Source organism: Nonomuraea jiangxiensis, from assembly GCF_900099965.1.
GTDB lineage: Bacteria > Actinomycetota > Actinomycetes > Streptosporangiales > Streptosporangiaceae > Nonomuraea > Nonomuraea jiangxiensis.
This window is the reverse complement of the sequence record NZ_FNDJ01000009.1, coordinates 287,237-310,843: the sequence shown is the minus strand read 5'-3', so window position 1 is coordinate 310,843 and position 23,607 is coordinate 287,237. Positions and strand designations below refer to the sequence as shown.

Genomic DNA, 23,607 nt, shown 5'->3' with positions numbered 1-23,607 from the left:
GACGGGGCGCGGGTCGCGTACCTCGCCCCGTCCCCGTCGGTAGCTCCGTCTCAGCGGCAGCGCACGGAACCTTTGTGCGCTGCGATCCCGAAGGGGAAACACGTCCATGAAGAAGAGACTTCCCGCCGCGGCGGCCATACTCGTCACCGCGACCGCGCTCGTCGCCTGCTCTCCCGGCGAGCAAGGGGGCGGAAGCACCGCCGCGAGCGGAAACGGCGCGAGCAACTGCACGAACACGATCCCCAAGAAGAATCTGCCGGTCGTGACGATGTGGGGCTGGTACCCCAACATGCAACTCGTCGTCGACAACTTCAACAAGCAGAACGGCGAGGTGCAGGTCTGCTGGACCAACGTCGGCCAAGGCAGTGACGAGTACGACAAGTTCCAGACGGCCATCTCGGCGGGCACCGGCGCACCCGACGTCATCATGATCGAGATGGACCGGATCCCGACCTTCCAGATCCAGAAGTCTCTCGTCGACATCAAGAAGTACGGCTTCGATCGCGTCAAGGCCGACTACGGCGATGGCGCGTGGAAGGACGTCTCGGTCGGCGACGCGGTCTACGGTGTGCCGGTCGACGGCGGACCGATGGCGATGATCTACCGGAAGGATCTCTTCGAGAAGTACGACATCACGCCGCCGAAGACGTGGGCCGAGTACGAGCAGGCGGCGCAGAAGATGAAGGACGCGGGCGGCCCGCAGTTCGGCGACTTCGCCGCGAACGTGTCGGCCCTCACGATGGCGCTGCAGATCCAGAAGGGCGCTGTTCCGTTCACCTACGACCCGGCGCAGCCGAGCTCGATCGGTATCAAGCTGAACGACCAGGCCTCCAAGGACGTGCTGGACTACTGGGCGGGCCTCGTGAAAAAGGGTCTGGTCGGGACGCAGGACCAGTTCACGCCCGAGTACATCTCCGGTGTGATCAACGGTAAGTACGCCACGTACATCTCGGCGGCCTGGGCGCCCGGTTACCTCACCGGAGCCGGTGTCGGCAAGGGCGAGGACACCGGCAAGTTCGCGGTGGCGCCGCTCCCGCAGTGGGATCCCGCCAACCCGGTGCAGGTGAACTGGGGCGGGTCGGCCTTCTCCGTGACGAGCCAGGCCAAGAACCCCGAGCTCGCGGCGAAGGCGGCGTACGGCCTCTACGCCGACAAGGAGTCGCTCACCCAAGGCTGGACCAACCAGATCATCTTCCCGCTGAACCTCAAGGCGCTCAACGACCCCGCTTTCGTGGACCTGAAAGTGGCGTTCTTCGATGGGCAGCAGGCGAACAAGGAGGTCTACGTCCCCGCGGCCAACGCCTACAAGGGCGTCACCTACAGCCCGTTCGGCCAGTACTACTTCGACGCCATGACCAAGCAGGTCACTGCGCTCCACGAGGGTTCCGTCACCGGCGCGCAGGCCGCCGACCGGCTCCAGGAGGACGTGGCGAACTACGCCAAAGAGCAAGGTTTCACCGCTCAGTGACGTGAAGGGCAGGGCCGCGCCGTCTTCGGCCGGCCGGCCCACCCGCGATCCCCAGCATCGACATCCCGGAGCCCAAGTTGACCCTCCTGATCGAGAACAGTGCACCACGCACCCAAGAGAAGACACCCAGAATCCGCGGCAAGGTGCGCCTACGTGAGCATCTGATGGGGTGGCTCTTCGTCGGGCCATTCGGGATCGTCTTCCTGGCTCTTCTCATCGCGCCGCTCGCGTACGCGCTGTATCTCAGTCTTTTCCAGAAGAAGCTGATCGGCGGCACCAGCTTCGTCTTCCTCGACAATTACGCGAAGGCGTTCACCGACCCGAGCTTCCTGTCCGGATCGTGGTTCGTCATCCGCTTCTCGCTGGTCTCCATCCCGCTGCAGATCATCGTCGCGCTCGCGATGGCCCTGATCCTGGATGGCGTGACCTCGCTGTTCACCCGCTTCTCCCGCCTCATGATCTTTCTTCCCTACGCCATTCCCACGGTCATCGGGGCCGTCATGTGGGGATTCCTGTACAGCAAGAGCTTCGGGCCGCTCACCGACATCTTCGGGATGTTCGGCGCCACCCCACCTGACTTCCTCAGCGGCAACCTGATCTTCTACGGCCTGGTCAACGTCGTCACCTGGCAGTGGGCCGGTTACTACATGATCATCCTGTACGCGGCGCTCCAGGGCATCGACCCGGCGCTCTACGAAGCCGCCCGCATGGACGGCGCCGGCAAATGGCAGATCGCGCTCCGGATCAAAATTCCGCTGATCGTCCCCGCGTTGCTCCTGATCCTGGTCTTCTCGCTCATCGGCACCCTGCAATTCTTCAACGAACCGCAGATCCTGCGATTCCTGGCGGCCGGAACGATCAGTTCGGACTTCACCCCGAACATGTACGCGTACCAGCAGGCATTCGCACTCGCGAACTTCAACTACGGATCGGCGATCTCCTTCGCTCTCGGCGGGATCGTCTTCGTCGGCGTCTACGCCTTCCTGTTCATCACCCGCAAACGGAGGAGCTTCCTGTGATGAGCGACCGCTCCCGCGCCATGACCCGCCGCCGCCCGCAACGCCACCTCCCACTGCAGGTACTGCTCGGCTTTCTCGTCGTGTACTTCCTTGTGCCGTTCTGGTGGGTCATCGTGAACAGCTCCAAAGACGCCCCCGGCTTGTTCGGCGGCGGCAACACTTTGTGGTTCGCCGACCAGATCGACTATCTCGGCAACCTCGGGCAGCTGTTCAGCTACGACAACGGCATCTATGGCAGATGGATTCTCAACAGCACGCTGTACGCGGTCGCGGGCGGGGTCGGTGCCACGATCCTGGCCGTCATGGCCGGCTACGGATTCGCCAAATACCGATTCGCCGCCAGACGCTTCAGCTTCGCACTCGTGCTCGGCGCGCTCATGGTGCCCGCGACGGCCCTGGTGATCCCCACCTTCATGATGTTCTCCGCGTTCGGCCTGACCAACACGGTGTGGGCGGTGATCCTCCCCTCACTGCTCAACCCGTTCGGGGTCTACCTCATGCACATCTACGCGCGCGACGCGGTTCCCGACGAGATCCTGGACGCGGCGCGGGCCGACGGCGCGGGTGAGGTACGAACGTTTCTCCAGGTCGCATTCCCCCTGATGCGGCCCGCGGTGGTCACAGTGCTGCTGCTGTCCGCCGTGGCATCCTGGAACAACTATTTCCTGCCCCTCGCCATGCTCTCCGACAACCGCCTCTTCCCCGTCACCGTCGGACTCGGCGTCTGGCAGGGGATCGCCTCGGGGAACAATGCGGGCAGTACCTCCCTCTGGAGCCTCATCATCATGGGCGCGCTCGTGTCGGTCATCCCACTCGTCATCGCCTTCTTCACTCTGCAGCGGCACTGGCGCGGAGGGTTGTCCGTCGGTGGCCTGAGGTAGGCCGGGGCCCGCGTTCGGTGGGGAGGGGACCAACCATTCGGCGCCCCTGAGCCCTTCCTCCCACCGGACGAAGGGCTCTGCGCTTGAAGTGATTCTCCCTGGGGGCAAATCCCACCGTGCTACCGACGCTGCCGTCCCGACGAATCACCTACACCGACACGTTCGCGCCCTCCAGTACGCGCATGAAGGCGCGCGACCATTCGGGCAGGTCAGGCCAGCCACGACAGGAGACCATCGCGCCGTCCACCACGTCGGGGGCGTCCACGAAGGTCGCGCCGGCCAGCTCCATGTCAGCCCTCAGTGGTGGGAACGCCGCCGTGGTACGGCCGCGCAGCAGGCCGAGCGCGGCCGGCACCTGCGGGCCGTGGCAAATCGTGCCCACCGGCAAGCCGCGCTCGAAGAAGTGGCGCACGATACGGGCGACGTCGGGATCGGTGCGGATGTACTCCGGTGCGCGGCCGCCCGGGATCACCAGCGCCTGGTAATCCTCGGGGCGCACGTCGGCGAACGCGAGATCCACCGGCAACTGATGGCCGGGCTTCTCGGTGTAGGCGTCCCAGCCGGGCTCGAAGTCGTGGACCACCAGCTTTACCGCACGAGTGGTGGGGGCGGCCACGATCGCCTCATGACCCCCTTCCCGGAGCCGGAAGACGGGGTACATGGAGTCCAGCTCTTCCGCCGCATCACCGGTCAGAACAAGCACTCGGGCCATAACTCCTCCTATTCTTCCCACGGTGGATCTTAATCCGCATGCGGCAGGAATGGCAGACCTTGACCGGAAGCCTCACCCTCGGCATCGCCATGTACGCCGACGGCTCTGACCTGTGGTTTGACGAGGTTCGTGCCTGCAGGCACGCCAGCGGTAATGCGCTTCCTGAGCGCTCGCGAAGCCTTCTTGACCAGATCCTGGAGGTCGAAGGCCAGTTCGCCGCAGACGCGGTGGAGGAACTCCTCGCCATCGGCCTTGACCGGCACGGTGCTCGGCCGTTGAACGGCGCATAACCGGTGTGAAAGATCTTGGCGGGCTTGGGATTCACCGTTCCCCGTCGTGGTAGGCGGCCATGGGAGGACAGCATGCGGGGACGCGATCGGGAGTGGCGTCACGTCGATGGCCTGCTGCGGGTGTTGCGGCGAGGTGCGGGCGGGACGCTGCTGGTGGACGGCGAACCCGGATCGGGGAAGAGCCGGCTGCTGGCCGAAGCGGTCGCCGAGGCGTCCGAACGCGGCATCGGGGTTGTACACGGCAGGGTGGAGGAACTGGGCGAGGTCGCCCCGTGCGGCATGTTGCTGGAGGCCCTCGATCTGCGCTCTGAGCGGGGCGACGCCGCCGCCCGTTTCGGTCCGCCGGTCCTGGAGCGGCTGCGGGCAGGGTTCGAGCAGTTGGCCACGTCACCGGTGCTGGCCGTGCTCGACGACCTGCAACGGGCGGACCCGGTGACCCTGAGGACGTTGCACAGCCTGCACGACCGGCTGGCCAACTGGCCCATCGGCTGGATGATGAGCCGCTCGACAGTGCCGGACGGGGGCCAGGCCGTGTCGCTGTTCGACCTCCTGGAGCGGGAGGGGGCCGACAGGGTGACGCTCGCGCCGCTGTCACCGGACGCGGTCGCGGCGCTGACGCAGGACACGCTCGGGCGGTCGCCGGACCCGGCGACGCGGGCGCTGGCGGCGGCCGCCGGAGGCAATCCGCTGCTGATCACCGAGCTGTTCGCGGGGCTGCGCGAGGAAGGGCTGCTGGGGGACGCGACGCGGGCCCGCGTGCCCGACCGGCTGCGGATGGTGGTGCGGCACTGGATCGACACACTGAGCGCGGAGGCCAGGAGCCTGATGGAGACGATCGCAGTGCTGGGCCGTTCGTTGTCGCTGGAGCACGCCGCGTCGCTGCTGGACACCACGCCCGCCGCGCTGCTCCCGATGACGGAGGAGGCCACGGCCGCGGGCATCCTCCTCGTGACCGAGCACGGCCTCACCTTCCGTCACGAACTCGTCGGGGACATCGTCGCCGCGGGCATCCCCTCATCGGTGCGGCAGACCCTGCTCGACCAGTCCGGCGTTCTCATGGGCTCTGAGCGGCCGGGGTCGGCCGGCCTGCTCACCGGCCCGGCCTCCTCCGACATAGACGCGGCGGTCGCCAATGGCCGGCTGGACGAGGCCGAGCAGATGGTGCGTGGCCGCCTCGCCGAGCACGGCTCCGTGTACGGGGTGGCCGAACTGCGCTGCCTGCTCGCGGACACCATGTACCTGACGGGCCGGGGTGAAGAGGCGATCCGCGAGGCCGAGACGGTGCTGGCGGTGCCCGGCCTCCCCCGCCACGTACACGAGCGGGCGACCCTCGTGCATCTGTACGCCACGGTGCGCCTGCGGGAGGACGCCGGCTCGCGGTCGTTCGCGCAGGAGGTCATCGACGGAACGGATCGATACGGTCCCGCGGCCAGGACCGCCGCGCTGGTCGCCCTGGCCACCGCCGAGCGGCACGAGGGCAGGCTCACGGCCGCGCTGGCCTTGGCGGAGAGCGCCGGACGGCTGGCCGCCGCCGACGCGCCCGAGGACCGCCGCTACGAGGCCTGCCTGGCCACCGTCGCCGTGCTCGTCGACATCCACCGGCTGGACGAGGCACGGATGATGCTCCGCCAGGCACGCAAGGACATGTTCGGCCACGGTCATCTGGCCTGGGCGGCGGACGCCTCGGCGCTGGAAGCCCGCCTGGAGCTGCTCGCGGGCCGTTTCGATAACGCGGTCACCCAGGCGAACAGGGCCCTGGACCTGGCCGGCGCGCTCATCACGCCGCTGTCGGCCGCGGCGGCCCGCGCCGTGCTCGCCGCAGTCGCGCTGCGGCGCGGCGACCTGCAGGGGGTGGCGCATCACGTCGCGGAACAGCCCGGGGGCACGGCCGAGGCTCGCTTCCGGCACGCCTTGCTGTCCGCGCAGCTCGCGGAGGCACGAGACGGGCCGCGCAGCGCCATGCCCCTGCTCGCAGAGCTGCCCCGCCCGCTGCTGCTCAGCATGGAGCCCGCCGCCGGCCCCTGGATGGTCCGGGTCGCCCTGGCCGCCGGCGACCGGGCGGCGGCCGAGCACGTGGTGGCCGCCGCCGAGGCCCTCGGCCGGGCCAACCATGAGTTTCCCACGCTTGCCGCCGCCGCGGCGCATGCCAGGGGCCTGCTCGACGGGGATCACGACGCCCTGGCCCTGGCCGCCGGGCGGACCGAGGACGTGTGGGCGCGGGCCTCCGCCGAGGAGGATCTCGGCATGCTGCTCTCCACCGCCGGGCAGCGCGTGGCGGCGGCCGAGAGCCTGGACCGCGCCTTGGGCCTGTTTCACGACATCGGCGCCCTGCGGGACTCCGCGCGCATCCGCCAGAGACTGCGCGGAATGGGGGTACGCCACCGCCATTGGAGCTACGCCGAACGCCCGGTCTCCGGCTGGGACAGCCTGACCGAGACCGAGCACGCCATCTCGTTGCTTGCGGCGGACGGATGGACCAACCCGCAGATAGCCGAACAGATGTTCATCAGTGTGCACACGGTCGCGTTCCACCTGAAGCACGTCTTCCGCAAGCTGAGCATCAGATCCCGGGTCGAGCTCGCGCGGCTCGCGGCGGAGCAGTCGAGGGACGCCTCGCCGGGCGGCGGCCGCGGCGCACGGAGTCGCGGCGATGACTACTCAGTTGGGGGATGTGCCCGCGAGACGCCTGGGCCAGGTTCGGAAATGTAGGTCGTTACATTTTCGGCCTGTTCAGGAACCCATCTAGGAGGTCCAGATGGCGTTGCTCACAGTACGTCGCAGGGGCGGCGAGATGTTCCCCGCCCGCGAGATCGAAGACACCTACGACAGGCTGGGACAGCTCATGAACGCGGCTCTGGGCGAGGCTCTGGGCACTCTTCCCGGCGATGGCGGCATGGGGGCTTGGGTGCCCATGGCGGACGTGTCGGAGACCGAAGACTCCTACGTCGTGGAGATCGATGTCCCCGGAGCGCGCAAGGACCAGATCGACGTCCAGCTGTCCGAGCGCGAGCTGATCGTCACCGGGCAGATCGAGGAGCAGGAGCGTCAGCGCCGGCACCGCAAGATGCGCAGGACCGGCCAGTTCGAGCTGCGCACGACGCTCCCGGGAGACGTCGACGCCGACCGCGTGGAGGCTCACCTGTCCGACGGTGTGCTGACCATCACCGTGCCCAAGGCGGAGGCTGCGAAGCCCAAGCACATCGAGGTTTCCGCCTGAGGCGGGGAGAGGAGGAGCCGTGCCCATCGCGTCGTCAGGCCCCATCACCACCAACCGGGAACCGATCGGGAGCTACCGCAACTACGAGGAGGCGCAGAAAGTCGTCGACTACCTGGCCGACCATGGATTCCCCGTGCAGGGGACGTTGATCGTCGGTGCCGGGCTGCGCTCGGTGGAGCGGGTTCTCGCGCGGATGACCCTTCTGCGCGCGGCCGGATGGGGCGCGGCCGCCGGAGCCTGGTTCGGGCTGCTCATCGGTCTGTTCCTGGCGATTTTCTCGATCATGGCCGCGGCAGTGTTGCCTTTGGTGCTCTGGGGGCTGGTGTGGGGCGCGGTGGCGGGAGCGATCTTCGGGCTGGTCTCGCACGCCCTCCAGGGCGGCCGGCGGGACTTCGTCTCCGAGAGCACCCTCGTGGCCGACAAGTACGAGGTTCTCGTCGATTCGGCCCACGCGGCCAGGGCCCATGAGCTGCTCCGGGCGATGAGTGGATAGCAGTACGAGGGAGCGAGTAATGGCGAAAGCAGTCGGCATCGATCTCGGCACCACGAACTCGGTGATCGCCGCCACGGTGGACGGCCATCCCACGGTGTTGCCCAACGCGGAGGGCTCGCGGACGACGCCGTCCGTGGTGGCCTTCACCGATCAGGGCGAACGGCTGGTAGGCCAGATGGCCCGCCGCCAGGCCATACTGAACCCGAAGGGAACGATCTATTCCTCGAAACGATTCATCGGCCGCCGCTTCGACGAGGTCAAGAGCGAGATCCACGCGGTCTCCTTCGACGTGGTCGAGGGACCCCAGGGAGCCGTACGCTTCCAGGTCGGCGGCAAGCAGTACGCGCCGGAGGAGGTCTCCGGCCTCGTCCTGCGGAAGCTGGCCGCCGATGCGGCGAAATACCTCGGTGAGAAGGTGACCGAGGCGGTCATCACCGTTCCGGCGTACTTCAATGACGCCCAGCGCCAGGCGACCAAGGACGCGGGGCGGATCGCGGGGCTCGAGGTCCTGCGGATCATCAACGAGCCGACGGCGGCGGCGCTCGCGTACGGGCTGGACAAGAAGACGAACGAGACCGTACTGGTCTTCGACCTGGGCGGCGGCACGTTCGACGTCAGCATCCTGGACATCGGCGAAGGCGTGGTCGAGGTCCGCGCCACCTCCGGCGATGGCCACCTCGGCGGCGACGACTTCGACCGCAGGATCGTCGACCACCTGGCCGACGAGTTCCAGCGGGACCAGGGCATCGACCTGCGCAACGACCCGCAGGCCCTGCAGCGGCTCTTCGAGGCGGCCGAGAAGGCCAAGGTGGAGCTCTCGGAGGTCACCCAGACCACGATCAGCCTGCCGTTCATCACGGCGGACGCCACCGGGCCGAAGCACCTCAACACCACGCTCATGCGCTCCACGTTCGAGAAAATCACCGCCGACCTGGTCGAGCGTTGCATCGCCCCCGTCAAGCAGGCGCTGGAGGACGCCAAGCTCCGGCCCGCGGACATCGACGAAGTGATCCTCGTCGGCGGGGCGACCCGGATGCCCGCCGTACAGAACCTCGTGCGCCGGCTCACCGAGGGCAAGGAGCCCAACATGACGGTGAACCCGGACGAGGTCGTCGCGATCGGCGCGGCTGTCCAGGCGGGGATCATCAAGGGCGAGGTGCAGGACGTCGTGCTGCTCGACGTCACGCCGCTCTCGCTGGGCGTCGAGACCCTCGGCGGGCTCATGACCAAGGTGATCGAGCGCAACACGACCATCCCCGCGCGCCGTACCGAGGTCTTCAGCACGGCCGAGGACAACCAGAGCGCCGTGGACATCGTCGTCCTTCAGGGCGAGCGGGAGCGCGCCGCCGACAACCGGGTGCTCGGGCGCTTCCGGCTGGAGAACATCCGGCCCGCGCCGCGGGGGGTGCCGCAGATCGAGGTCACCTTCGACATCGACGCCAACGGCATACTCAACGTCTCGGCCCGGGACAAGGACACCGGCACCGAGCAGCGGATCACCATCAGCGAGAGCTCCAACCTGGACAAGTCGGAGATCGAGCGGATGGTCACCGACGCCGAACGGCACCGCGAGGAGGACGCCAGACTCCGCGAGACCATCGACGCGCGCAACGAGCTGGACTCGGTCGCGTACCAGGTGGAGCGCCGGCTGGAGGAGCTGGGCGACGCGGTTCCCGTGCACGAGAAGGCGAGGGCCGGGCAGCTCGTGGAGGAGGCCCGGCAGGCGATCAAGGAGGAGGCGCCGATCGACCGGCTGCGCACACTCAGCGGCGAGCTGCAGCAGGTCTATCACAGCCTCGGAGCCGCCGTGGGCGGCGGGCCCAGCGTGCCGCCGCAGGGCAGGACGGAAGGTGTCCCTGGCGGTGAGGAGGACGTGATCGACGCCGAGTTCACGACGTCGGAGCCCGAGTGACATGAACGAGCACACACCCCAGGCCCAGGCCGGCGCGCGGGGTGAGGAAGCCATCTCGCCCTCGGAGACCGACGCGAAGCTCGCGGAGCTGGAGGACCGCTGGCTGCGTGCCGTCGCCGACCTGGACAACCTGCGCAAGCGCATCTCCCGCGACGCCGAGCGGATCAGGACGGACGAACGGGCGAGGGTGGCGGCCGAGTGGCTGCCCATCCTGGACAACCTGGAGCTCGCGCTGAGCCACGCAGGCGACGGCGGCGCGGACGCGGTACTCGACGGGATACGGGCCGTGCGTGACCAGGCTGTCGCCCTCCTGGCCAAGCTCGGCTACCCCCGCCATGACGAGGTGGACGTACCCTTCGATCCCGCCCGCCACGAGGCGGTGGCCACCGTCGAGCGGGCCGATGCCGACCCGGGCACTGTGGTGGAGGTGCTCCGTCCCGGCTACGGCGATGCCGAGCGGCAGCTCAGGCCGGCGATCGTGGCCGTCGCGAAGAAGGTGGAGTGATGGCCCCACGGCGCGACTACTACGAGGTGCTCGGCGTGGGCAGGAACGCCGACCCCGACGAGATCCAGCGGGCCTACCGCAAGCTCGTGCGCGCCTATCACCCTGATGTCAACAAGGATCCCGGCGCCGAGGACAAGTTCAAGGAGATCTCGGAGGCGTACTCCGTGCTCTCCGATCCCGAGACGCGCCGCCGCTACGACGCGTTCGGACACGATTTCCGCCAGGTGCCGCCCGATGTGGACCCCGCCGAGTGGGCCCGCGCCCGTGCGGGCGCCGGCGCGCGGGCCGGCGCGGGCGGCCAGTGGCGCCAGGCCCGGCCCGGGGACTTCGGCTTCGGCGAGGGAGTCGACCTGGAGGACCTGCTCGGCGGCATGTTCGGCGGCCGGGGCAGACGGCAGTGGGGCCCCGTGCCCGGTGCCGACCAGGAGGCGGAGCTGACGCTTTCCGTTGAGGAGGCCTACCACGGCGGGCGGCGCGCCATCACGCTACCCGGCGGGAGGCGGCTGGAGGTCAACATCCCACCCGGGGTCACCAACGGTCAGCGGATCAGGCTGGCCGGCCAGGGCGGGCATGGAAGCGACGGAGCGCCGGCCGGCGACCTCCTGCTGATCATGCGAATCGCCCCCCATCCCCGCTACCGCGTGGAGGGCCGCGACATCCACGCCTCGCTGCCTCTCGCTCCGTGGGAGGCGGCGCTGGGCGCCACGGTCGCGCTGGACACCCCGGGCGGCGAGGCGAAGGTGAAGGTGCCGCCGGGCACGTCCTCGGGCCGCCGCCTGCGGTTGAAGGGCCGCGGTATGCCAAACCCGCGCGGAGCGCCCGGCGACTTCTTCGCGGAGGTCCGGATCATGGTGCCGGCCAGGCTCACGGACGAGGAGCGGCGCCTGTTCGAGCAGCTCGCCACCGTCTCTCACTTCGACCCGAGGGGGCGTTCATGACGTACGCGATCGTCCGCCCGATCCGACTCGACCTGGACTCCTACGCGCGGGCCACGGGCCTGCACCCGCAGGCCGTGTGCCGGCTGGTGACGCTCGGCCTGCTGGAGCCGACCAGGAACGCCAGGGGGGAGTTGTGCTTCGCCCCCTCCCAGGTGGCAACCGCGGCCCGGATCCAGCGGCTGCACGAGGGACTGTCCATCAACTACGCCGCGATCGGCGTGGTGATCGACCTCCTCGACCGGATCGAGGAGCTGGAGGCCGCCCTGCGCGGCCTCTCACGACCCTAGGAGGCTGGAGTGGACCCGAACAGGATGACGCAGAAGTCGCAGGAAGCCCTGCACGACGCCCAGACCAAGGCCCTGCGCTTCGGCCACACCGAGGTCGACGGCGAGCATCTCCTGATGGCCCTGCTCGACCAGCCGGAAGGTCTGGCACCCAGGCTGGTGGAGCAGGCCGGAGCCGATCCGCGGCGCCTGCACGCCGACCTGGAGGCCGAGTTGTCGCGGCGGCCCAAGGTCAGCGGGCCGGGCGCCGCGCCGGGCCAGGTGTTCGTCACCCAGCGCCTGTCGCGGCTGATCGACGCCGCCGACCGGGAGGCACGGCGGCTGAAGGACGAGTACATCTCTGTCGAGCACCTGCTGCTGGCCCTGATCGAGGAAGGACCCACGACCGTGGCCGGTCGGCTGCTGCACGAGCAGGGGCTGACCAGGGACCGGTTCCTTCAGGCGCTCACCTCCGTACGCGGTCACCAGCGCGTCACCTCGGCCATGCCCGAGGTCGCGTACGAGGCGCTGGAGAAGTACGGGCGCGACCTGGTGGCCGACGCTCGGGCGGACAAGCTCGACCCGGTGATCGGCCGCGACGCGGAGATCCGGCGGGTGATCCAGATCCTCTCCCGCAAGACCAAGAACAACCCGGTGCTGATCGGCGACCCCGGCGTCGGCAAGACGGCCGTCGTCGAGGGGCTCGCCCAGCGCATCGCCAACGGCGACGTCCCCGAGGGGCTGCACGACAAGACCGTCTTCAACCTGGACATGGGCGCGCTCGTAGCGGGCGCCAAGTACCGCGGGGAGTTCGAGGAACGCCTCAAGGCCGTGCTGAACGAGGTGAAGGCGGCGGAGGGCCGAATCCTGCTGTTCGTGGACGAGATGCACACGGTGGTGGGAGCCGGGGCGACCGAGGGAGCCATGGACGCGGGCAACATGCTCAAGCCGATGCTCGCCCGCGGCGAGCTGCACATGATCGGCGCGACCACGGTCGAGGAGTACCGCAAGCACATCGAGAAGGACGCCGCCCTGGAGCGACGGTTCCAGCCGGTGCTGATCGACGAGCCCTCGGTCGAGGACACCATCTCGATCCTGCGCGGCCTGCGCGAGCGGCTGGAGGTCTTCCACGGCGTGAAGATCCAGGACAGCGCCCTCGTCGCCGCGGTGACGCTGAGCCACCGCTACATCTCCGACCGGTTCCTGCCCGACAAGGCGATCGACCTGGTCGACGAGGCGTGCGCGATGATCAGGACCGAGATCGACTCCATGCCGGCCGAGCTGGACGCCCTGACCAGGCGGGTGCGGCGGCTGGAGATCGAGGAGGCCGCCCTGGAGAAGGAGGAGGACCCGGCCAGCCGGGCCAGGCTCGCCGAGTTGCGCACGGAGCTCTCCGCCCTGCGTTCCGAGGCCGACGCGATGCGGGCGCAGTGGGAGGCCGAGCGCTCGGCCCTGCGCAAGGTCCAGAGCCTGCGGCAGGAGATCGAGCACGTACGGCGCGAGGCCGAGCAGGCCGAACGCGACTACGACCTCAACCGGGCCGCCGAGCTTCGCCACGGCAGGCTCCCCGAGCTGGAGCGCCGGCTGCGCGCCGAGGAGGAGCGGCTGAGCAGCCGGCAGCACGGGCAGCGGCTGCTGCGCGAGGTGGTGACCGAGAACGAGATCGCGGACATCGTCTCCCGCTGGACCGGCATTCCCGTGTCCCGGCTGCAGGAGGCCGAGCGGGACAAGCTGCTCAAACTCGATCAGATCCTGCACGAGCGGGTCGTCGGCCAGGACGAGGCGGTGCGACTGGTGGCCGACGCCATCATCCGCGCCCGCTCCGGCATCAAGGATCCCCGTCGCCCCATCGGGTCGTTCCTCTTCCTCGGGCCGACCGGGGTCGGCAAGACCGAGCTGGCCAGGTCACTCGCGGCGGCCCTGTTCGACACCGAGGACAACATGGTGCGCATCGACATGAGCGAGTACCAGGAACGGCACACGGTCAGCCGCCTCGTCGGCGCCCCTCCCGGCTACGTCGGCTACGAGGAGGGCGGGCAGCTCACGGAGGCGGTGCGGCGCAAGCCGTACTCGGTGGTGCTGTTCGACGAGATCGAGAAGGCCCACGCGGACGTCTTCAACACGCTGCTGCAGGTCCTCGACGACGGCCGACTGACCGACGCGCAGGGCCGCACGGTCAACTTCCGCAACACCGTGATCATCATGACCTCGAACATCGGCTCCCACCACCTGCTCGACGGGATCACCCCCGACGGCGAGATCAAGCCCGAGGCCCACGACGGGGTGATGGCGGAACTGCGCCGGCACTTCCGCCCCGAGTTCCTCAACAGGATCGACGACGTCGTGCTGTTCAAGCCGCTGACCGAGCCGGAGATCGAGCGGATCGTCGAGCTGATGTTCAACGACATCAGGCAGCGCCTGGCCGAGCGGCGGCTCACGCTGGAGGTCACCGAGGACGCGCGCAAGCTCATCGCCAACCAGGGGTACGACCCCGTCTACGGCGCCAGGCCGCTCCGCCGCTTCATCGCCCGCGAGGTCGAGACCAGGATCGGCCGCGCCCTGCTGGCCGGCGACGTCCCCGACGGCTCGACCGTCACGGTCGGCGCCGACAAGGGGGAACTCAACGTCACCTTCCACCCGCCGAGGAGCTGACATGAACACCGTCGTGACCTGCGTGAACTGCGGGAGGCAGAACAGGGTTCCGGCCGCGGCCGAGGGCCGGCCCCGCTGCGGGAACTGTCACCAGCCGCTGCCGTGGATCGCCGACGCCGGCGACGACACCTTCGCCGAGGTCGCGGAACGGGCGCGCCTCCCCGTACTCGTCGACTTCTGGGCGCAGTGGTGCGCGCCGTGCCGGGCGGTCACGCCCGCGCTCGAACAACTCGCCCACGAGATGGCCGGACGGGTGAAGCTCGTCAAGGTCGATGTGGACCGGGCCCCGGCCCTCTCGCAGCGCTTCACGATCACGGCCGTCCCGACGCTCATGATGCTCAACGAGGGCCGCGTCGTGGCTCAACGCGCCGGCGCGGCCCCGGCGCCCCAGCTGCGCGAATGGGTCGAGGACACGCTGAGGACGCCGTCATGACCCAGTCGCCGGTCACCCTGACCGAGACACCGGACCTGTACGGGGCCTATCCCCGGCTGGACGAGCGGCGCATCGCGGACTTGTCGCGGTGCGGCGAGCGCAGGTCCGTGTCGCCCGGCGAGGTCCTCTACCGGGAGGGCGAGCCTGCCGGTGAGTTCATCGTGATCCTTCGCGGCAAGGTCGCCACGGTCGAGGGATACGGCAGCGCGGAGGAGCGGACGATCGCCGTTCACGGCCCCGGGCGTTTCCTCGGCGAGCTGGGCCTGCTCACCCGCCAGGTCGGGTTCCTGACCGCGGTCGTGCGGGAGGCCGGCGAGATCCTGGCCGTCCGGGCCGACCAGGTGCGCACGCTGGTGGCCGGTGACCCGGAGTTCGGGGACCTCGTCCTGCGGGCCTACCTGACCCGCCGTACCCTGCTGATCGGCATGGACGCCGGGTTCCGTATCATCGGCTCCCGCTACTCGCCCGATGCCCGCCGGCTGCGCGAGTTCGCCGCCCGGAACAGGCTCCCGCACCGGTGGATCGACCTGGAAAAGGACAAGGAAGCGGAGGCGCTGCTGCGCCAGCTCGGTATCTCCCCGCAGGAGACGCCGGTCGTGATCTGGCACGGAGACCAGGTGCTGCGCAACCCGTCCGTCGCCACGCTGGCCAAGACCGTCGGCCTGCCCGTACCGCGGCGCGGCGACGCTGTGTGCGACCTGATCGTCGTGGGCGCGGGCCCCGCGGGCCTGGCCGCGAGCGTGTACGGGGCCTCGGAGGGCCTGACCACGGTGGTGCTTGACGCGGTCGCCGCGGGCGGCCAGGCGAGCACCTCCTCCCGCATCGAAAACTATCTTGGCTTCCCGTCGGGCATCTCGGGCACCGAGCTCGCCGAACGCGCCGTCATCCAGGCGGCCAAATTCGGCGCCCGGCTGACCGTACCGGCCGAGGCGAGCGGGCTGGAGTCCGACAACGGCCACTACAGCGTGCTCGTCGAGGGTGGGGCCGCTGTGCAGGGCCACGCCGTGCTCATCGCCACCGGCGCTCGCTACCGCAAACTCAACGTTCCCGACCTGGAGAAGTACGAAGGTTGCGGCGTCTACTACGCGGCGACGCCGTTCGAGCTGCGCATGTGCCGGCAGGCGCCGGTGGTGCTCGTCGGCGGCGGCAACTCCGCGGGCCAGGCGGCGTTGTACCTGGCCAGGAACGCCTCGTCGGTGCGCATGCTCGTACGCGGCGGCGATCTCAGCGAGAGCATGTCCCGCTACCTCATCGACGCGATCGGCCGGACACCCGGTATCGAGATCATGTTCCACACCGAGGTACGCGAACTGCTCGGGGACGGCTCGCTGCGGGCTGTCCGCGCCCAGAACAATCAAACGAGGCAGTCCATCGAGATCGAGACCAACGCGATGTTCGTGTTCATCGGCGCGGATCCGCACACCGGCTGGCTGGCGGGCGCCGTCGCGCTGGACGACCGGGGCTTCGTCACCACGGGTAACGACTCGTCGCACGGGCAGGCCCTTCCCCCTGGAGACCGGGCGGCCGGGCGTGTTCGCCGTGGGGGACGTCCGCAGCGGGTCGATCAAACGGGTCGCGTCCGCAGTCGGGGAGGGCGCCATGGCGGTACGCCTTGTGCACGAAAGGTTCGCCAAGACCGGGAATTGACAGGGAGGATGGTGATCCCGATACCTGTGATCGCGGTTTCCAGGTTCGAGCCTCGTTCTACGAGGACCTCTTCAAAGGGTTTCCGGACCTGCGCATGACGGTCTGGCACACGGTGCACTGCGCCGATCCCGCGGTGACCGAATGGATGCTCACCGGCACGCACAACGGGCCTTTGATGCTGCCCGGCGGGGGCGTACTGGATGGAACCGGCCGACCCGTCGCCGTTCGCGGCACCAGCACCTGCTCCGTCGGTAACGACAAGATCATCACTCATCGGATCTACTACGATCAGCTGGAGCTGTACAGTCAGCTAGGTGGCGAACTCGTCTTCGACGATCGCTCATCACCCGCGGGCGAGGGACGCCCGGCACCCGGCGACTGAGGATTCAATGTCGCCGTTCGGCGTGGCCGTCGGGCGGCTCCGCCGGCATCCGCCGGTCACCGCGCCTGCCGAAATCTCATCCACCCAGCTCGCACCGTCAGCAGGCCGAACAACCCCCTCATCAACCGGTACACGGCGAGCAAGGCGTGGGCACGCACAATCCGTGTCTTCGATCTCGCCGGCGGCGCCGGCCTACGGTGCCCGTCCGGCAGTGCGGACGACCCCGGGGCGGAAGCTACGTGTCCTGCTCGTCCCGCCAGCCACCGGGTTCGGGATGGTAGCCGTAAGCGGCGGCCCGCACCGTGTCCTCGTCCTCCAGCCCGGAGCCGATCGTGCCGCCGACGGTGGCCAGCGAGCTGATGATCCAGGCCAGGTTCAGGTAGTCGGTGAGATCGACCGGCCGCTGCAGGTTATGTTCCAGCACGGATGTGTCGATCAGCAGCGCCGCGGCGACTGTCGTTCCGGCGAACAGCACCAGATAGGACACCGCGGCGGCCAGGGTGAGGGTGAGGATCGTGCCCAGGTTGAACAGCCGGGCCAGCTCAGCCGGTGTCTCCCGGTCCGGTTTCTCCCACAGGTCGTGCGCGATGATCAGCCAGGTCACCAGCGCGGTCAGCCCGAGAAGCATGATCACGGTGAGGCGGAGTCCGTCGAGCGCATCGCCCATTTCCCAGATGGTGTTGGTGGTGAGCGCGAACGCGGCCGTGGCGAATGCGCCGGCCAGGAGTTTGGACAGGCCCAGCAGGGCGCGCCCCGGGCGGTTGGCCCGGATCATTCCGGTCAGCAGCCGCACCCGGCCGGCCAGCCGCGAGGCGACGTAGCCCAGTTCCCCGGTATCGGCCTCGCCGACCACCCGGTGAATGGCGGCGAGCCGGCCGGCCAGCTCGGCCGGTGCCCGGCCGGCCGGCGGCACCCGCTCCTCGGAAGTGTCAGTGAGCAGCCGGCCCACGAGACCCGGAACGGCGGCGCGGAGCGCTCGCAGCTGGCGCAGCCCCAGCGCGGGCAAGGACACCGCCGCGACTCGGCGCCGGGCGGACGTATGCGCCACCAGCGGCACCCGCTCGGTGTGCAGCGGCAGGTCGGTCAGGCAGATCGCGACGTCCCACCGGGCCTCGGCGCGCCGGCGGGCGAGATCGTCGAGCAGCGCCTCGACGCCGCCGTCGCGGCGCGGAGCGACTTCACCCCAGCCTGCCCGGACGGTCCACCGCACGTGCGGGTTCACCTGCTCGGCGAGCCGGTCGGCCAGCTCGGCGGCGAGCCGCGCGACCACCTGCGCCGGATAGTCCGGCGGGGTCGCCACGAGTCCGACGACGATCTCCGGCCGATGCTGCTCACTGATGGCCATGGGCGCTCCTCGCCGGTAACCGGACGCCATCCCGACAATGACTACCCTTGTGGCGCGACACATGCAGCGGCGCCGGGTGGGGGCCAGGGTATGCCGGAGGAGTGTGGGCGGACAGGGCGAGACCGCCGGCCTGTAGAACAGCGGTCGACCGATGCCGCGGTCACGGGCGAGGCACCACGGCAGGGCCGAACCCGCCATTCGGGTCGCCGTCCTCCAGCCAGGCCAGGAAGGTCAAGGCCCGGGCGCCGTCCCCCGGCCCTCGCGATCAGATCACCGTTCCGAGCCCTCTGTTGTGTGACGGTTAGTGATCGTTCGGACACTGAAAGGCGTCCGGCTGTGGTTCAGGGGGTTTTGCGGGGGTATCGGCGTGGAGGGCCGCCCGTGGGGAGGGAGGCATCCGCGACGGGGAGATGGTCATGAAGGCAGTGGTGTACGAGGGGCCACGGCAGGTCAGTGTCAAGGATGTGCCGGACGCGCGGATCGAGCGGCCGACCGACGTCCTGGTGCGGATCACGTCCGCGAACATCTGCGGCTCGGACCTGCACATGTATGAGGGGCGGACCGACTTCGAGTCCGGCCGCTGGTTCGGTCACGAGAACATGGGTCAGGTGGTCGAGGTCGGCATCGGGGTCGACAAGGTCCAGGTGGGCGACTGGGTCGTCCTGCCGTTCAACATCTCGTGCGGGCACTGCAAGAACTGCGAACGTCAGCTGACGAACTACTGCCTGACCGCCCAGCCTGAGCCGAATATGGCCGGCGCCGCCTACGGCTTCGCCGACATGGGTCCGTACGGCGGCGGGCAGGCCGAGCTGTTGCGCGTACCCTGGGGCGACTTCAACTGCCTGCGGCTGGGCGAGGACGCCGAGCAGCGCCAGACCGACTACGTGATGCTCGCCGACATCTTCCCGACCGGCTACCACGCCACCGAGATGGCCGGCGTGCAGCCCGGCGACCAAACGGTCATCTACGGCGCGGGCCCGGTCGGGCTGATGGCTGCCCTCTCGGCGACCATCCGAGGAGCGAGCAAGGTGATGGTCGTCGACCGGCACCCCGACCGGCTGCGACTGGCCGAATCGATCGGCGCGATCGCCATCGACGACTCGAAGGCCGACCCGGTACAGGTCGTTCTGGACGAGACGATGGGGCTGGGCGCGGACAACGGCTGCGAGTGCGTGGGCTATCAGGCGCACGATCCCGACGGCCAGGAGCAGCCCAACCTGACGATGAACCGGCTGGTCGCCTCGGTACGCTTCACCGGGAAGATCGGCAATGTCGGCGTCTTCGTTCCGCAGGACCCCGGAGCCGGCGACGAGCTGGCCAAGCAGGGCAAACTCGCCTTCGACTACGGCATGTTCTGGTTCAAGGGCCAGCACATCGGCAGCGGCCAGGCCCCGGTCAAGAAGTACAACCGGCAGCTGCGCGACCTGATCGCCGCAGGCAAGGCCGAACCGTCCTTCATCGTCAGCCACGAGCTGCCCCTCGACCGCGCACCGGAGGCCTACGAGCACTTCGACAAGCGAGACGAGGGCTGGACGAAGGTCGTCCTGCACCCGGCGATGGCGGGGGCGGGTGCCTGACATGGCTGGAGAGCTGAACGGACGTCGGATCGCCATCCTCGCGGCCGACGGGGTGGAGCGAGTCGAGCTGGAGCGGCCGCGGCAAGCGCTGGACGACGCCGGCGCCCGCACCGTCGTGGTCTCCATCACCAGCGGCGAAATCCAGGCGCGCGACCACGACCTCGAAGACGCCGGCACCTTCACGGTGGACCGGCTGGTCGGCGAGGTGTCGGTCGACGACTACGAGGCGCTGCTCCTGCCGGGTGGGACGGTGAACCCGGACAAGTTGCGAATGGAACCCGCTGCGGTGCGGTTCGTCCGGGACTTCGTCCAGTCGGGCAAGCCGGTCGCTTCGATCTGCCACGGCCCGTGGAACTTCGTCGAGGCCGACGTCGCGCGGGGCCGCCGGCTGACCTCATGGCCGAGCGTGCGTACCGACCTGCGCAACGCCGGGGCCGACGTGGTCGACGAGCCGGTCGTCACCGACGGCAACATCACCACGAGCCGGTCGCCCGACGACCTGCCGGTCTTCTGCGAGCGCATCGTGCAGGAGTTCGCCAAAGGCCCGCAGGCCAGCGCCGCTACACGTCGGGCGTGACCTCGCCGACCACGAACGTGCTCCCATCGTCGTCCGCGCCGGCACTGCTCCCGGAATGAGACCTGGTGGGGGCGGCTGCCCGCGTGCGCGCTGCCAGGCTGGGAGCCGGCCCATGTCCAGGCGCTTGAGGATGCGCCACACGCCCGGTCAGCAGGTCGGGTGCGGGATGTGAAGCCCGTCGTGGACGGCCATTGAGGCGACGTGCACTTTTCGTGCCTGGATCCGCTGGTGTCATCCGTTTTGTCGGGGGCAAGGGACGGGTGACGCGGGGGGGTCAGCAGATCGGAGGCCGCCTGCGGCGTACGCACATACCACCACAACCTGCGTTAGGACACATGATGACCGACAGATTCGCCCGTGCGCTCGGATGGGCCAGCCTCGCGCTGGGCGCGGCGCAACTGACGGCACCACGGGTCGTGACCCGCCTGTGCGGCGTCGACGACGCGCCTGGAGCCACGGCCTTCGCCAGGCTCGTCGGCGGGCGCGAGCTCCTGCACGCCGCGCTGCTGCTCGGCGCCAAGAACCCCGCCTCGTGGGCGTGGACCAGGGTCGTCGGCGACACGATGGACCTCGGCGTCCTGGGCAGGGCCGCCGCCAACCGCACCGGCGCCCGCCGCGCCCGCGCGCTGGCCGCGCTCGGCGCGGTCGCCGGGATCGCCGCCCTGGACACCGCCTGCGCCCGGCGCGGGACCGCCAACGCCAAGGGCCCGCTGCAGGTGCGCGCCTCCATCACCGTCAACAAGCCGCGCGAGGAGGTCTACCGCTTCTGGCGCGAGCTGGAGAACCTGCCCACGTTCATGGTGCACCTGGACTCCGTGCGCACCCTCGATGAGCGCCGCTCCCGCTGGAAGGCCAAGGGCCCGATCATCGACCTGGAGTGGGAAGCCGAGATCATCGACGAGCGGGCCGGCGAATTGATCGCCTGGCGGTCGGTGCCCGGCACCGGCGTCTCCAACGCCGGCCTGGTCGGCTTCACCACTGGCCCCGGCGGGCGCGGCACTGTCGTGGACGTCTCGATGGAGTACGGCGCGCCCGGCCGCAAGCTCGCCGCCGCCGTCGCCCGGATGTTCGGCGAGCACCCCGAGCAGCAGGTCCGCGACGACCTGCGCCGCTTCAAGCAGGTCATGGAGACCGGCGAGGTGGTCCGCTCGGAGGGCAGCCCCGAGGGCCACCGCGCCCTGCGCCAGCTCCGCCAGCGTCCCGCACAACCGATCGGAGGACGGGCATGAAGGCCAACGTGTGGACGGGCCGCAACCGCCTGGAGATCCAAGACGTTCCCGACCCGCAGATCCTCAACGCCCGCGACGCGATCGTCCGCGTCACCTCCACCGCGATCTGCGGCTCCGACCTGCACCTCGTGGACGGCTACATCCCGACCGTCAAGAAGGGCGACGTGCTCGGCCACGAGTTCATGGGCGAGGTCGTCGAGGTCGGCCCCGGCGTACGCAACCTGCACGTCGGCGACCGTGTCGTGGTGCCCTTCCCGATCGCCTGCGGCGCCTGCTTCGCCTGCGAGGCCGAGCTGTACTCGGTGTGCGAGAACTCCAACCCCAACGCCGGGATCGCCGAGAAGCTGATGGGCCACGCGCCCGCCGGCATCTTCGGCTACTCCCACATGCTGGGCGGCTTCCCCGGTGGGCAGGCCGAGTACGTGCGCGTCCCGTTCGCCGACGTCGGCCCCATCAAGATCGAGGACGACCTGCCGGACGAGAGCGTGCTGTTCCTGTCCGACATCTTCCCCACCGGTTTCATGGGCGCGGAGATGTGCGACATCAAGCCGGGCCAGACGATCGCCATCTGGGGCGCGGGGCCGGTCGGGCAGTTCGCCGCGGCCAGCGCGTTCCTGCTCGGCGCCGACCGGGTCATCGTCATCGACCGCTTCCCGTACCGGCTGCGGCGGGTCCAGCGGACCGGCGCCGAGGTCCTCAACTACGAGGAGGTGAACGTGCTGGAGGCGCTGCGCGACATGACCGGCGGGCGCGGCCCGGACGCCTGCATCGACGCCGTCGGCATGGAGGCGCACCACCCGACCCCGGCCATGTACGCCTACGACCGCACCAAGCAGGCCGCCCGGATGGAGACCGAGCGCCCGTACGTGCTGCGCGAGGCCATCATGGCCTGCCGCAACGGCGGCGTGGTGTCGGTCATCGGGGTCTACGGCGGGTTCGTGGACAAGTTCCCGATGGGCACCGTCATGAACCGGTCGCTGACCATCCGCACCGGCCAGTGCCACGTGCAACGCTACACCGAGCCGCTGCTGAACCGGATCCGCGCGGGCGAGATCGACCCGAGCTTCGTCATCTCGCACCGGATGCCGCTCAGCGAGGCGCCGCGCGGGTTCGAGCTGTTCAAGCACAAGCAGGACGAATGCAACAAGGTGGTCCTCACTCCGTAGCGCCTGCCTTCGCGGCCCAGAGCCGGTTCCACTCAATTTCCACGGTGGACCGCTGGTGTGCCACGGCTTGAGTGAAGTGGGACTTCTGGATTCTTGTGCCGTTTGATGAGGGGAAAGTGGCCTGGGGCGCTCGGGACTGCGAGAAGTCGAGAACGTCCGCAACCCGACAGGCCACGCCCGCCGGACCATCGGAACTTGGCCGACGGCAAAAGCACTGGCAAAGCAGCACAACAGGTTGGCAGGTGCTGCTCGGGGTGGCAGGCAATGCGGCGTCTGCAGGCAAGTGGACGCCATGGTGAACCTTGACTCGGACGAGCACGGCAGAATGATCGCCATTGAGATCATCGCCGCATGGCCAGAGTCGGCACCGGAAGGAACCACACCTTGAGTGCTCACCAGTGCACCCGCCCCGACACCGATCACGCCGACCCGTGGCGCTGCCCCGACTGCGGCACGCTGTGGGAACCGCTCCCAAAACAGCCAGCCGAGCACGTCGACCATCAGACGGACACGCAAGAGCAGACCGAAACCCCGCCATGGGCCCAACAGCCCTTAAGCAGGGGCAGCGTAGTCGCTGGAGTCGTCATGGGCACCATCGTGGGTCTCGCGCTGCTCCTGCAAGACCAGCAGCCCGTTCTCGTCGCCGTGTTGGGCAGCCTGGCTCTGGTGATTGTCGCCTGTTGGTTCTGGTTAGTCGTCCGGAAGTGAGACGATTACCGACGAACCACAAGCGTCCGCATGCGGCAGACTCTCTGAACGCGAAAGCGGCCCGTTGCCACGAACAACGCGCCCGAGCTGAGCGCTTATCTTGGATCCGCGCACAGCCGCCGACAGCGGAATGACGGTCCGCCTGCCCGTTCTCACCTACCGGGCTCTGTTGGCGTCGGAGGTTTCCAGGATC

Annotated in this window: 22 protein-coding genes; 20 read left to right on the top strand and 2 right to left on the bottom strand. The window is 69.2% G+C overall.

Annotation, left to right across the window (positions count from 1 at the left end; all coding sequences use genetic code 11):
• Window positions 1–106 precede the first annotated feature (106 nt).
• The 3 genes from BLS95_RS21490 to BLS95_RS21480 all read left to right on the top strand — a co-directional run bounded on the left by BLS95_RS21490 (window position 107) and on the right by BLS95_RS21480 (window position 3,368).
• On the top strand, window positions 107–1,468 hold the full coding sequence (locus BLS95_RS21490) for an ABC transporter substrate-binding protein (RefSeq protein ID WP_090933927.1): 1,362 nt from the start codon (window positions 107–109) through the stop codon (window positions 1,466–1,468).
• 143 nt (window positions 1,469–1,611) lie between these two features.
• The gene (locus BLS95_RS21485; RefSeq protein ID WP_218135904.1) at window positions 1,612–2,487 is read left to right on the top strand and encodes a carbohydrate ABC transporter permease; all 876 of its coding nucleotides are present in this window, start codon (window positions 1,612–1,614) and stop codon (window positions 2,485–2,487) included.
• The gene (locus BLS95_RS21480) at window positions 2,487–3,368 is read left to right on the top strand and encodes a carbohydrate ABC transporter permease (protein ID WP_090933923.1); all 882 of its coding nucleotides are present in this window, start codon (window positions 2,487–2,489) and stop codon (window positions 3,366–3,368) included. The genes BLS95_RS21485 and BLS95_RS21480 overlap by 1 nt, the downstream gene beginning before the upstream one ends.
• A gap of 148 nt (window positions 3,369–3,516) precedes the next feature.
• Here the strand turns inward: BLS95_RS21480 and BLS95_RS21475 are convergent, their stop codons facing one another.
• Window positions 3,517–4,071 (bottom strand): DJ-1/PfpI family protein, encoded by a 555-nt coding sequence (locus tag BLS95_RS21475; protein WP_218135903.1) that lies wholly within the window; start codon window positions 4,069–4,071, stop codon window positions 3,517–3,519.
• Between the two features lie 47 nt (window positions 4,072–4,118).
• Between BLS95_RS21475 and BLS95_RS21470 the strand changes: the two genes are divergently transcribed.
• From BLS95_RS21470 to BLS95_RS21415, 12 genes are all read left to right on the top strand, one after another.
• Entirely contained in the window at window positions 4,119–4,370 is a 252-nt protein-coding gene (locus BLS95_RS21470; RefSeq protein ID WP_090933919.1) for a hypothetical protein, read from the top strand.
• A gap of 72 nt (window positions 4,371–4,442) precedes the next feature.
• Window positions 4,443–7,079: a helix-turn-helix transcriptional regulator gene (locus BLS95_RS59075; RefSeq protein WP_090933917.1), complete on the top strand. Its 2,637-nt coding sequence runs from the start codon at window positions 4,443–4,445 to the stop codon at window positions 7,077–7,079.
• 46 nt (window positions 7,080–7,125) lie between these two features.
• Window positions 7,126–7,587, top strand: a complete 462-nt coding sequence (locus tag BLS95_RS21460) for an Hsp20/alpha crystallin family protein (protein ID WP_218135902.1) — start codon at window positions 7,126–7,128, stop codon at window positions 7,585–7,587.
• 19 nt (window positions 7,588–7,606) lie between these two features.
• Window positions 7,607–8,080 (top strand): YflT domain-containing protein, encoded by a 474-nt coding sequence (locus tag BLS95_RS21455; RefSeq protein WP_218135901.1) that lies wholly within the window; start codon window positions 7,607–7,609, stop codon window positions 8,078–8,080.
• A 19-nt stretch (window positions 8,081–8,099) separates the two neighbouring features.
• On the top strand, window positions 8,100–9,992 hold the full coding sequence (gene dnaK / locus BLS95_RS21450; RefSeq protein ID WP_090933915.1) for a molecular chaperone DnaK: 1,893 nt from the start codon (window positions 8,100–8,102) through the stop codon (window positions 9,990–9,992).
• A gap of 1 nt (window position 9,993) precedes the next feature.
• A complete protein-coding gene (locus BLS95_RS21445) occupies window positions 9,994–10,497 on the top strand; it encodes a nucleotide exchange factor GrpE (RefSeq protein WP_090933913.1) in 504 nt (167 codons plus the stop codon).
• Complete coding sequence (locus BLS95_RS21440; RefSeq protein WP_090933911.1) at window positions 10,497–11,435, top strand: DnaJ C-terminal domain-containing protein; 939 nt, start codon at window positions 10,497–10,499, stop codon at window positions 11,433–11,435. Before BLS95_RS21445 ends, BLS95_RS21440 begins: the two co-directional genes overlap by 1 nt.
• Complete coding sequence (locus BLS95_RS21435; protein WP_090933909.1) at window positions 11,432–11,722, top strand: chaperone modulator CbpM; 291 nt, start codon at window positions 11,432–11,434, stop codon at window positions 11,720–11,722. Before BLS95_RS21440 ends, BLS95_RS21435 begins: the two co-directional genes overlap by 4 nt.
• A gap of 24 nt (window positions 11,723–11,746) precedes the next feature.
• The gene (gene clpB / locus BLS95_RS21430) at window positions 11,747–14,350 is read left to right on the top strand and encodes an ATP-dependent chaperone ClpB (protein ID WP_218135914.1); all 2,604 of its coding nucleotides are present in this window, start codon (window positions 11,747–11,749) and stop codon (window positions 14,348–14,350) included.
• Window position 14,351: 1 nt separating this feature from the next.
• The gene (trxA, locus tag BLS95_RS21425; RefSeq protein WP_090933905.1) at window positions 14,352–14,783 is read left to right on the top strand and encodes a thioredoxin; all 432 of its coding nucleotides are present in this window, start codon (window positions 14,352–14,354) and stop codon (window positions 14,781–14,783) included.
• Window positions 14,780–16,528 (top strand): FAD-dependent oxidoreductase, encoded by a 1,749-nt coding sequence (locus BLS95_RS21420; protein WP_218135900.1) that lies wholly within the window; start codon window positions 14,780–14,782, stop codon window positions 16,526–16,528. The genes trxA and BLS95_RS21420 overlap by 4 nt, the downstream gene beginning before the upstream one ends.
• Window positions 16,426–16,812 carry an ester cyclase gene (locus tag BLS95_RS21415; protein ID WP_245765200.1) on the top strand — a complete coding sequence of 129 codons (387 nt, stop codon included), beginning with the start codon at window positions 16,426–16,428 and terminating at the stop codon, window positions 16,810–16,812. Before BLS95_RS21420 ends, BLS95_RS21415 begins: the two co-directional genes overlap by 103 nt.
• 235 nt (window positions 16,813–17,047) lie before the next feature.
• Here the strand turns inward: BLS95_RS21415 and BLS95_RS21410 are convergent, their stop codons facing one another.
• The gene (locus BLS95_RS21410; RefSeq protein WP_090933901.1) at window positions 17,048–18,157 is read right to left on the bottom strand and encodes a DUF2267 domain-containing protein; all 1,110 of its coding nucleotides are present in this window, start codon (window positions 18,155–18,157) and stop codon (window positions 17,048–17,050) included.
• Between the two features lie 416 nt (window positions 18,158–18,573).
• Here BLS95_RS21410 and BLS95_RS21405 point away from each other — a divergent pair, with 416 nt between their 5' ends.
• The 5 genes from BLS95_RS21405 to BLS95_RS59070 all read left to right on the top strand — a co-directional run bounded on the left by BLS95_RS21405 (window position 18,574) and on the right by BLS95_RS59070 (window position 23,414).
• Window positions 18,574–19,734, top strand: a complete 1,161-nt coding sequence (locus BLS95_RS21405) for a glutathione-independent formaldehyde dehydrogenase (protein WP_090934089.1) — start codon at window positions 18,574–18,576, stop codon at window positions 19,732–19,734.
• Window position 19,735: 1 nt separating this feature from the next.
• A complete protein-coding gene (locus tag BLS95_RS21400) occupies window positions 19,736–20,311 on the top strand; it encodes a type 1 glutamine amidotransferase domain-containing protein (RefSeq protein ID WP_090933900.1) in 576 nt (191 codons plus the stop codon).
• 335 nt (window positions 20,312–20,646) lie between these two features.
• Window positions 20,647–21,540, top strand: coding sequence for an SRPBCC family protein (locus BLS95_RS21395; protein WP_090933898.1), 894 nt, complete (start codon window positions 20,647–20,649; stop codon window positions 21,538–21,540).
• Window positions 21,537–22,706: a zinc-dependent alcohol dehydrogenase gene (locus tag BLS95_RS21390; RefSeq protein WP_090933896.1), complete on the top strand. Its 1,170-nt coding sequence runs from the start codon at window positions 21,537–21,539 to the stop codon at window positions 22,704–22,706. Before BLS95_RS21395 ends, BLS95_RS21390 begins: the two co-directional genes overlap by 4 nt.
• 585 nt (window positions 22,707–23,291) lie before the next feature.
• Window positions 23,292–23,414 carry a hypothetical protein gene (locus BLS95_RS59070; RefSeq protein ID WP_281250020.1) on the top strand — a complete coding sequence of 41 codons (123 nt, stop codon included), beginning with the start codon at window positions 23,292–23,294 and terminating at the stop codon, window positions 23,412–23,414.
• The last annotated feature ends 193 nt before the right edge of the window (window positions 23,415–23,607 follow it).

Bases quoted from the DNA above. Each gene is read 5' to 3' on its own strand.
- BLS95_RS21490 (WP_090933927.1), top strand. From the start codon at position 107: ATGAAGAAGAGACTTCCCGCCGCGGCGGCCATACTCGTCACCGCGACC.
- BLS95_RS21480 (WP_090933923.1), top strand. From the start codon at position 2,487: ATGAGCGACCGCTCCCGCGCCATGACCCGCCGCCGCCCGCAACGCCAC.
- BLS95_RS21470 (WP_090933919.1), top strand. From the start codon at position 4,119: ATGCGGCAGGAATGGCAGACCTTGACCGGAAGCCTCACCCTCGGCATC.
- BLS95_RS59075 (WP_090933917.1), top strand. From the start codon at position 4,443: ATGCGGGGACGCGATCGGGAGTGGCGTCACGTCGATGGCCTGCTGCGG.
- BLS95_RS21460 (WP_218135902.1), top strand. From the start codon at position 7,126: ATGGCGTTGCTCACAGTACGTCGCAGGGGCGGCGAGATGTTCCCCGCC.
- dnaK (WP_090933915.1), top strand. From the start codon at position 8,100: ATGGCGAAAGCAGTCGGCATCGATCTCGGCACCACGAACTCGGTGATC.
- BLS95_RS21445 (WP_090933913.1), top strand. From the start codon at position 9,994: ATGAACGAGCACACACCCCAGGCCCAGGCCGGCGCGCGGGGTGAGGAA.
- BLS95_RS21440 (WP_090933911.1), top strand. From the start codon at position 10,497: ATGGCCCCACGGCGCGACTACTACGAGGTGCTCGGCGTGGGCAGGAAC.
- BLS95_RS21435 (WP_090933909.1), top strand. From the start codon at position 11,432: ATGACGTACGCGATCGTCCGCCCGATCCGACTCGACCTGGACTCCTAC.
- clpB (WP_218135914.1), top strand. From the start codon at position 11,747: ATGACGCAGAAGTCGCAGGAAGCCCTGCACGACGCCCAGACCAAGGCC.
- trxA (WP_090933905.1), top strand. From the start codon at position 14,352: ATGAACACCGTCGTGACCTGCGTGAACTGCGGGAGGCAGAACAGGGTT.
- BLS95_RS21420 (WP_218135900.1), top strand. From the start codon at position 14,780: ATGACCCAGTCGCCGGTCACCCTGACCGAGACACCGGACCTGTACGGG.
- BLS95_RS21410 (WP_090933901.1), bottom strand. From the start codon at position 18,157: ATGGCCATCAGTGAGCAGCATCGGCCGGAGATCGTCGTCGGACTCGTG.
- BLS95_RS21405 (WP_090934089.1), top strand. From the start codon at position 18,574: ATGAAGGCAGTGGTGTACGAGGGGCCACGGCAGGTCAGTGTCAAGGAT.
- BLS95_RS21400 (WP_090933900.1), top strand. From the start codon at position 19,736: ATGGCTGGAGAGCTGAACGGACGTCGGATCGCCATCCTCGCGGCCGAC.
- BLS95_RS21395 (WP_090933898.1), top strand. From the start codon at position 20,647: ATGATGACCGACAGATTCGCCCGTGCGCTCGGATGGGCCAGCCTCGCG.
- BLS95_RS21390 (WP_090933896.1), top strand. From the start codon at position 21,537: ATGAAGGCCAACGTGTGGACGGGCCGCAACCGCCTGGAGATCCAAGAC.
- BLS95_RS59070 (WP_281250020.1), top strand. From the start codon at position 23,292: ATGGGCACCATCGTGGGTCTCGCGCTGCTCCTGCAAGACCAGCAGCCC.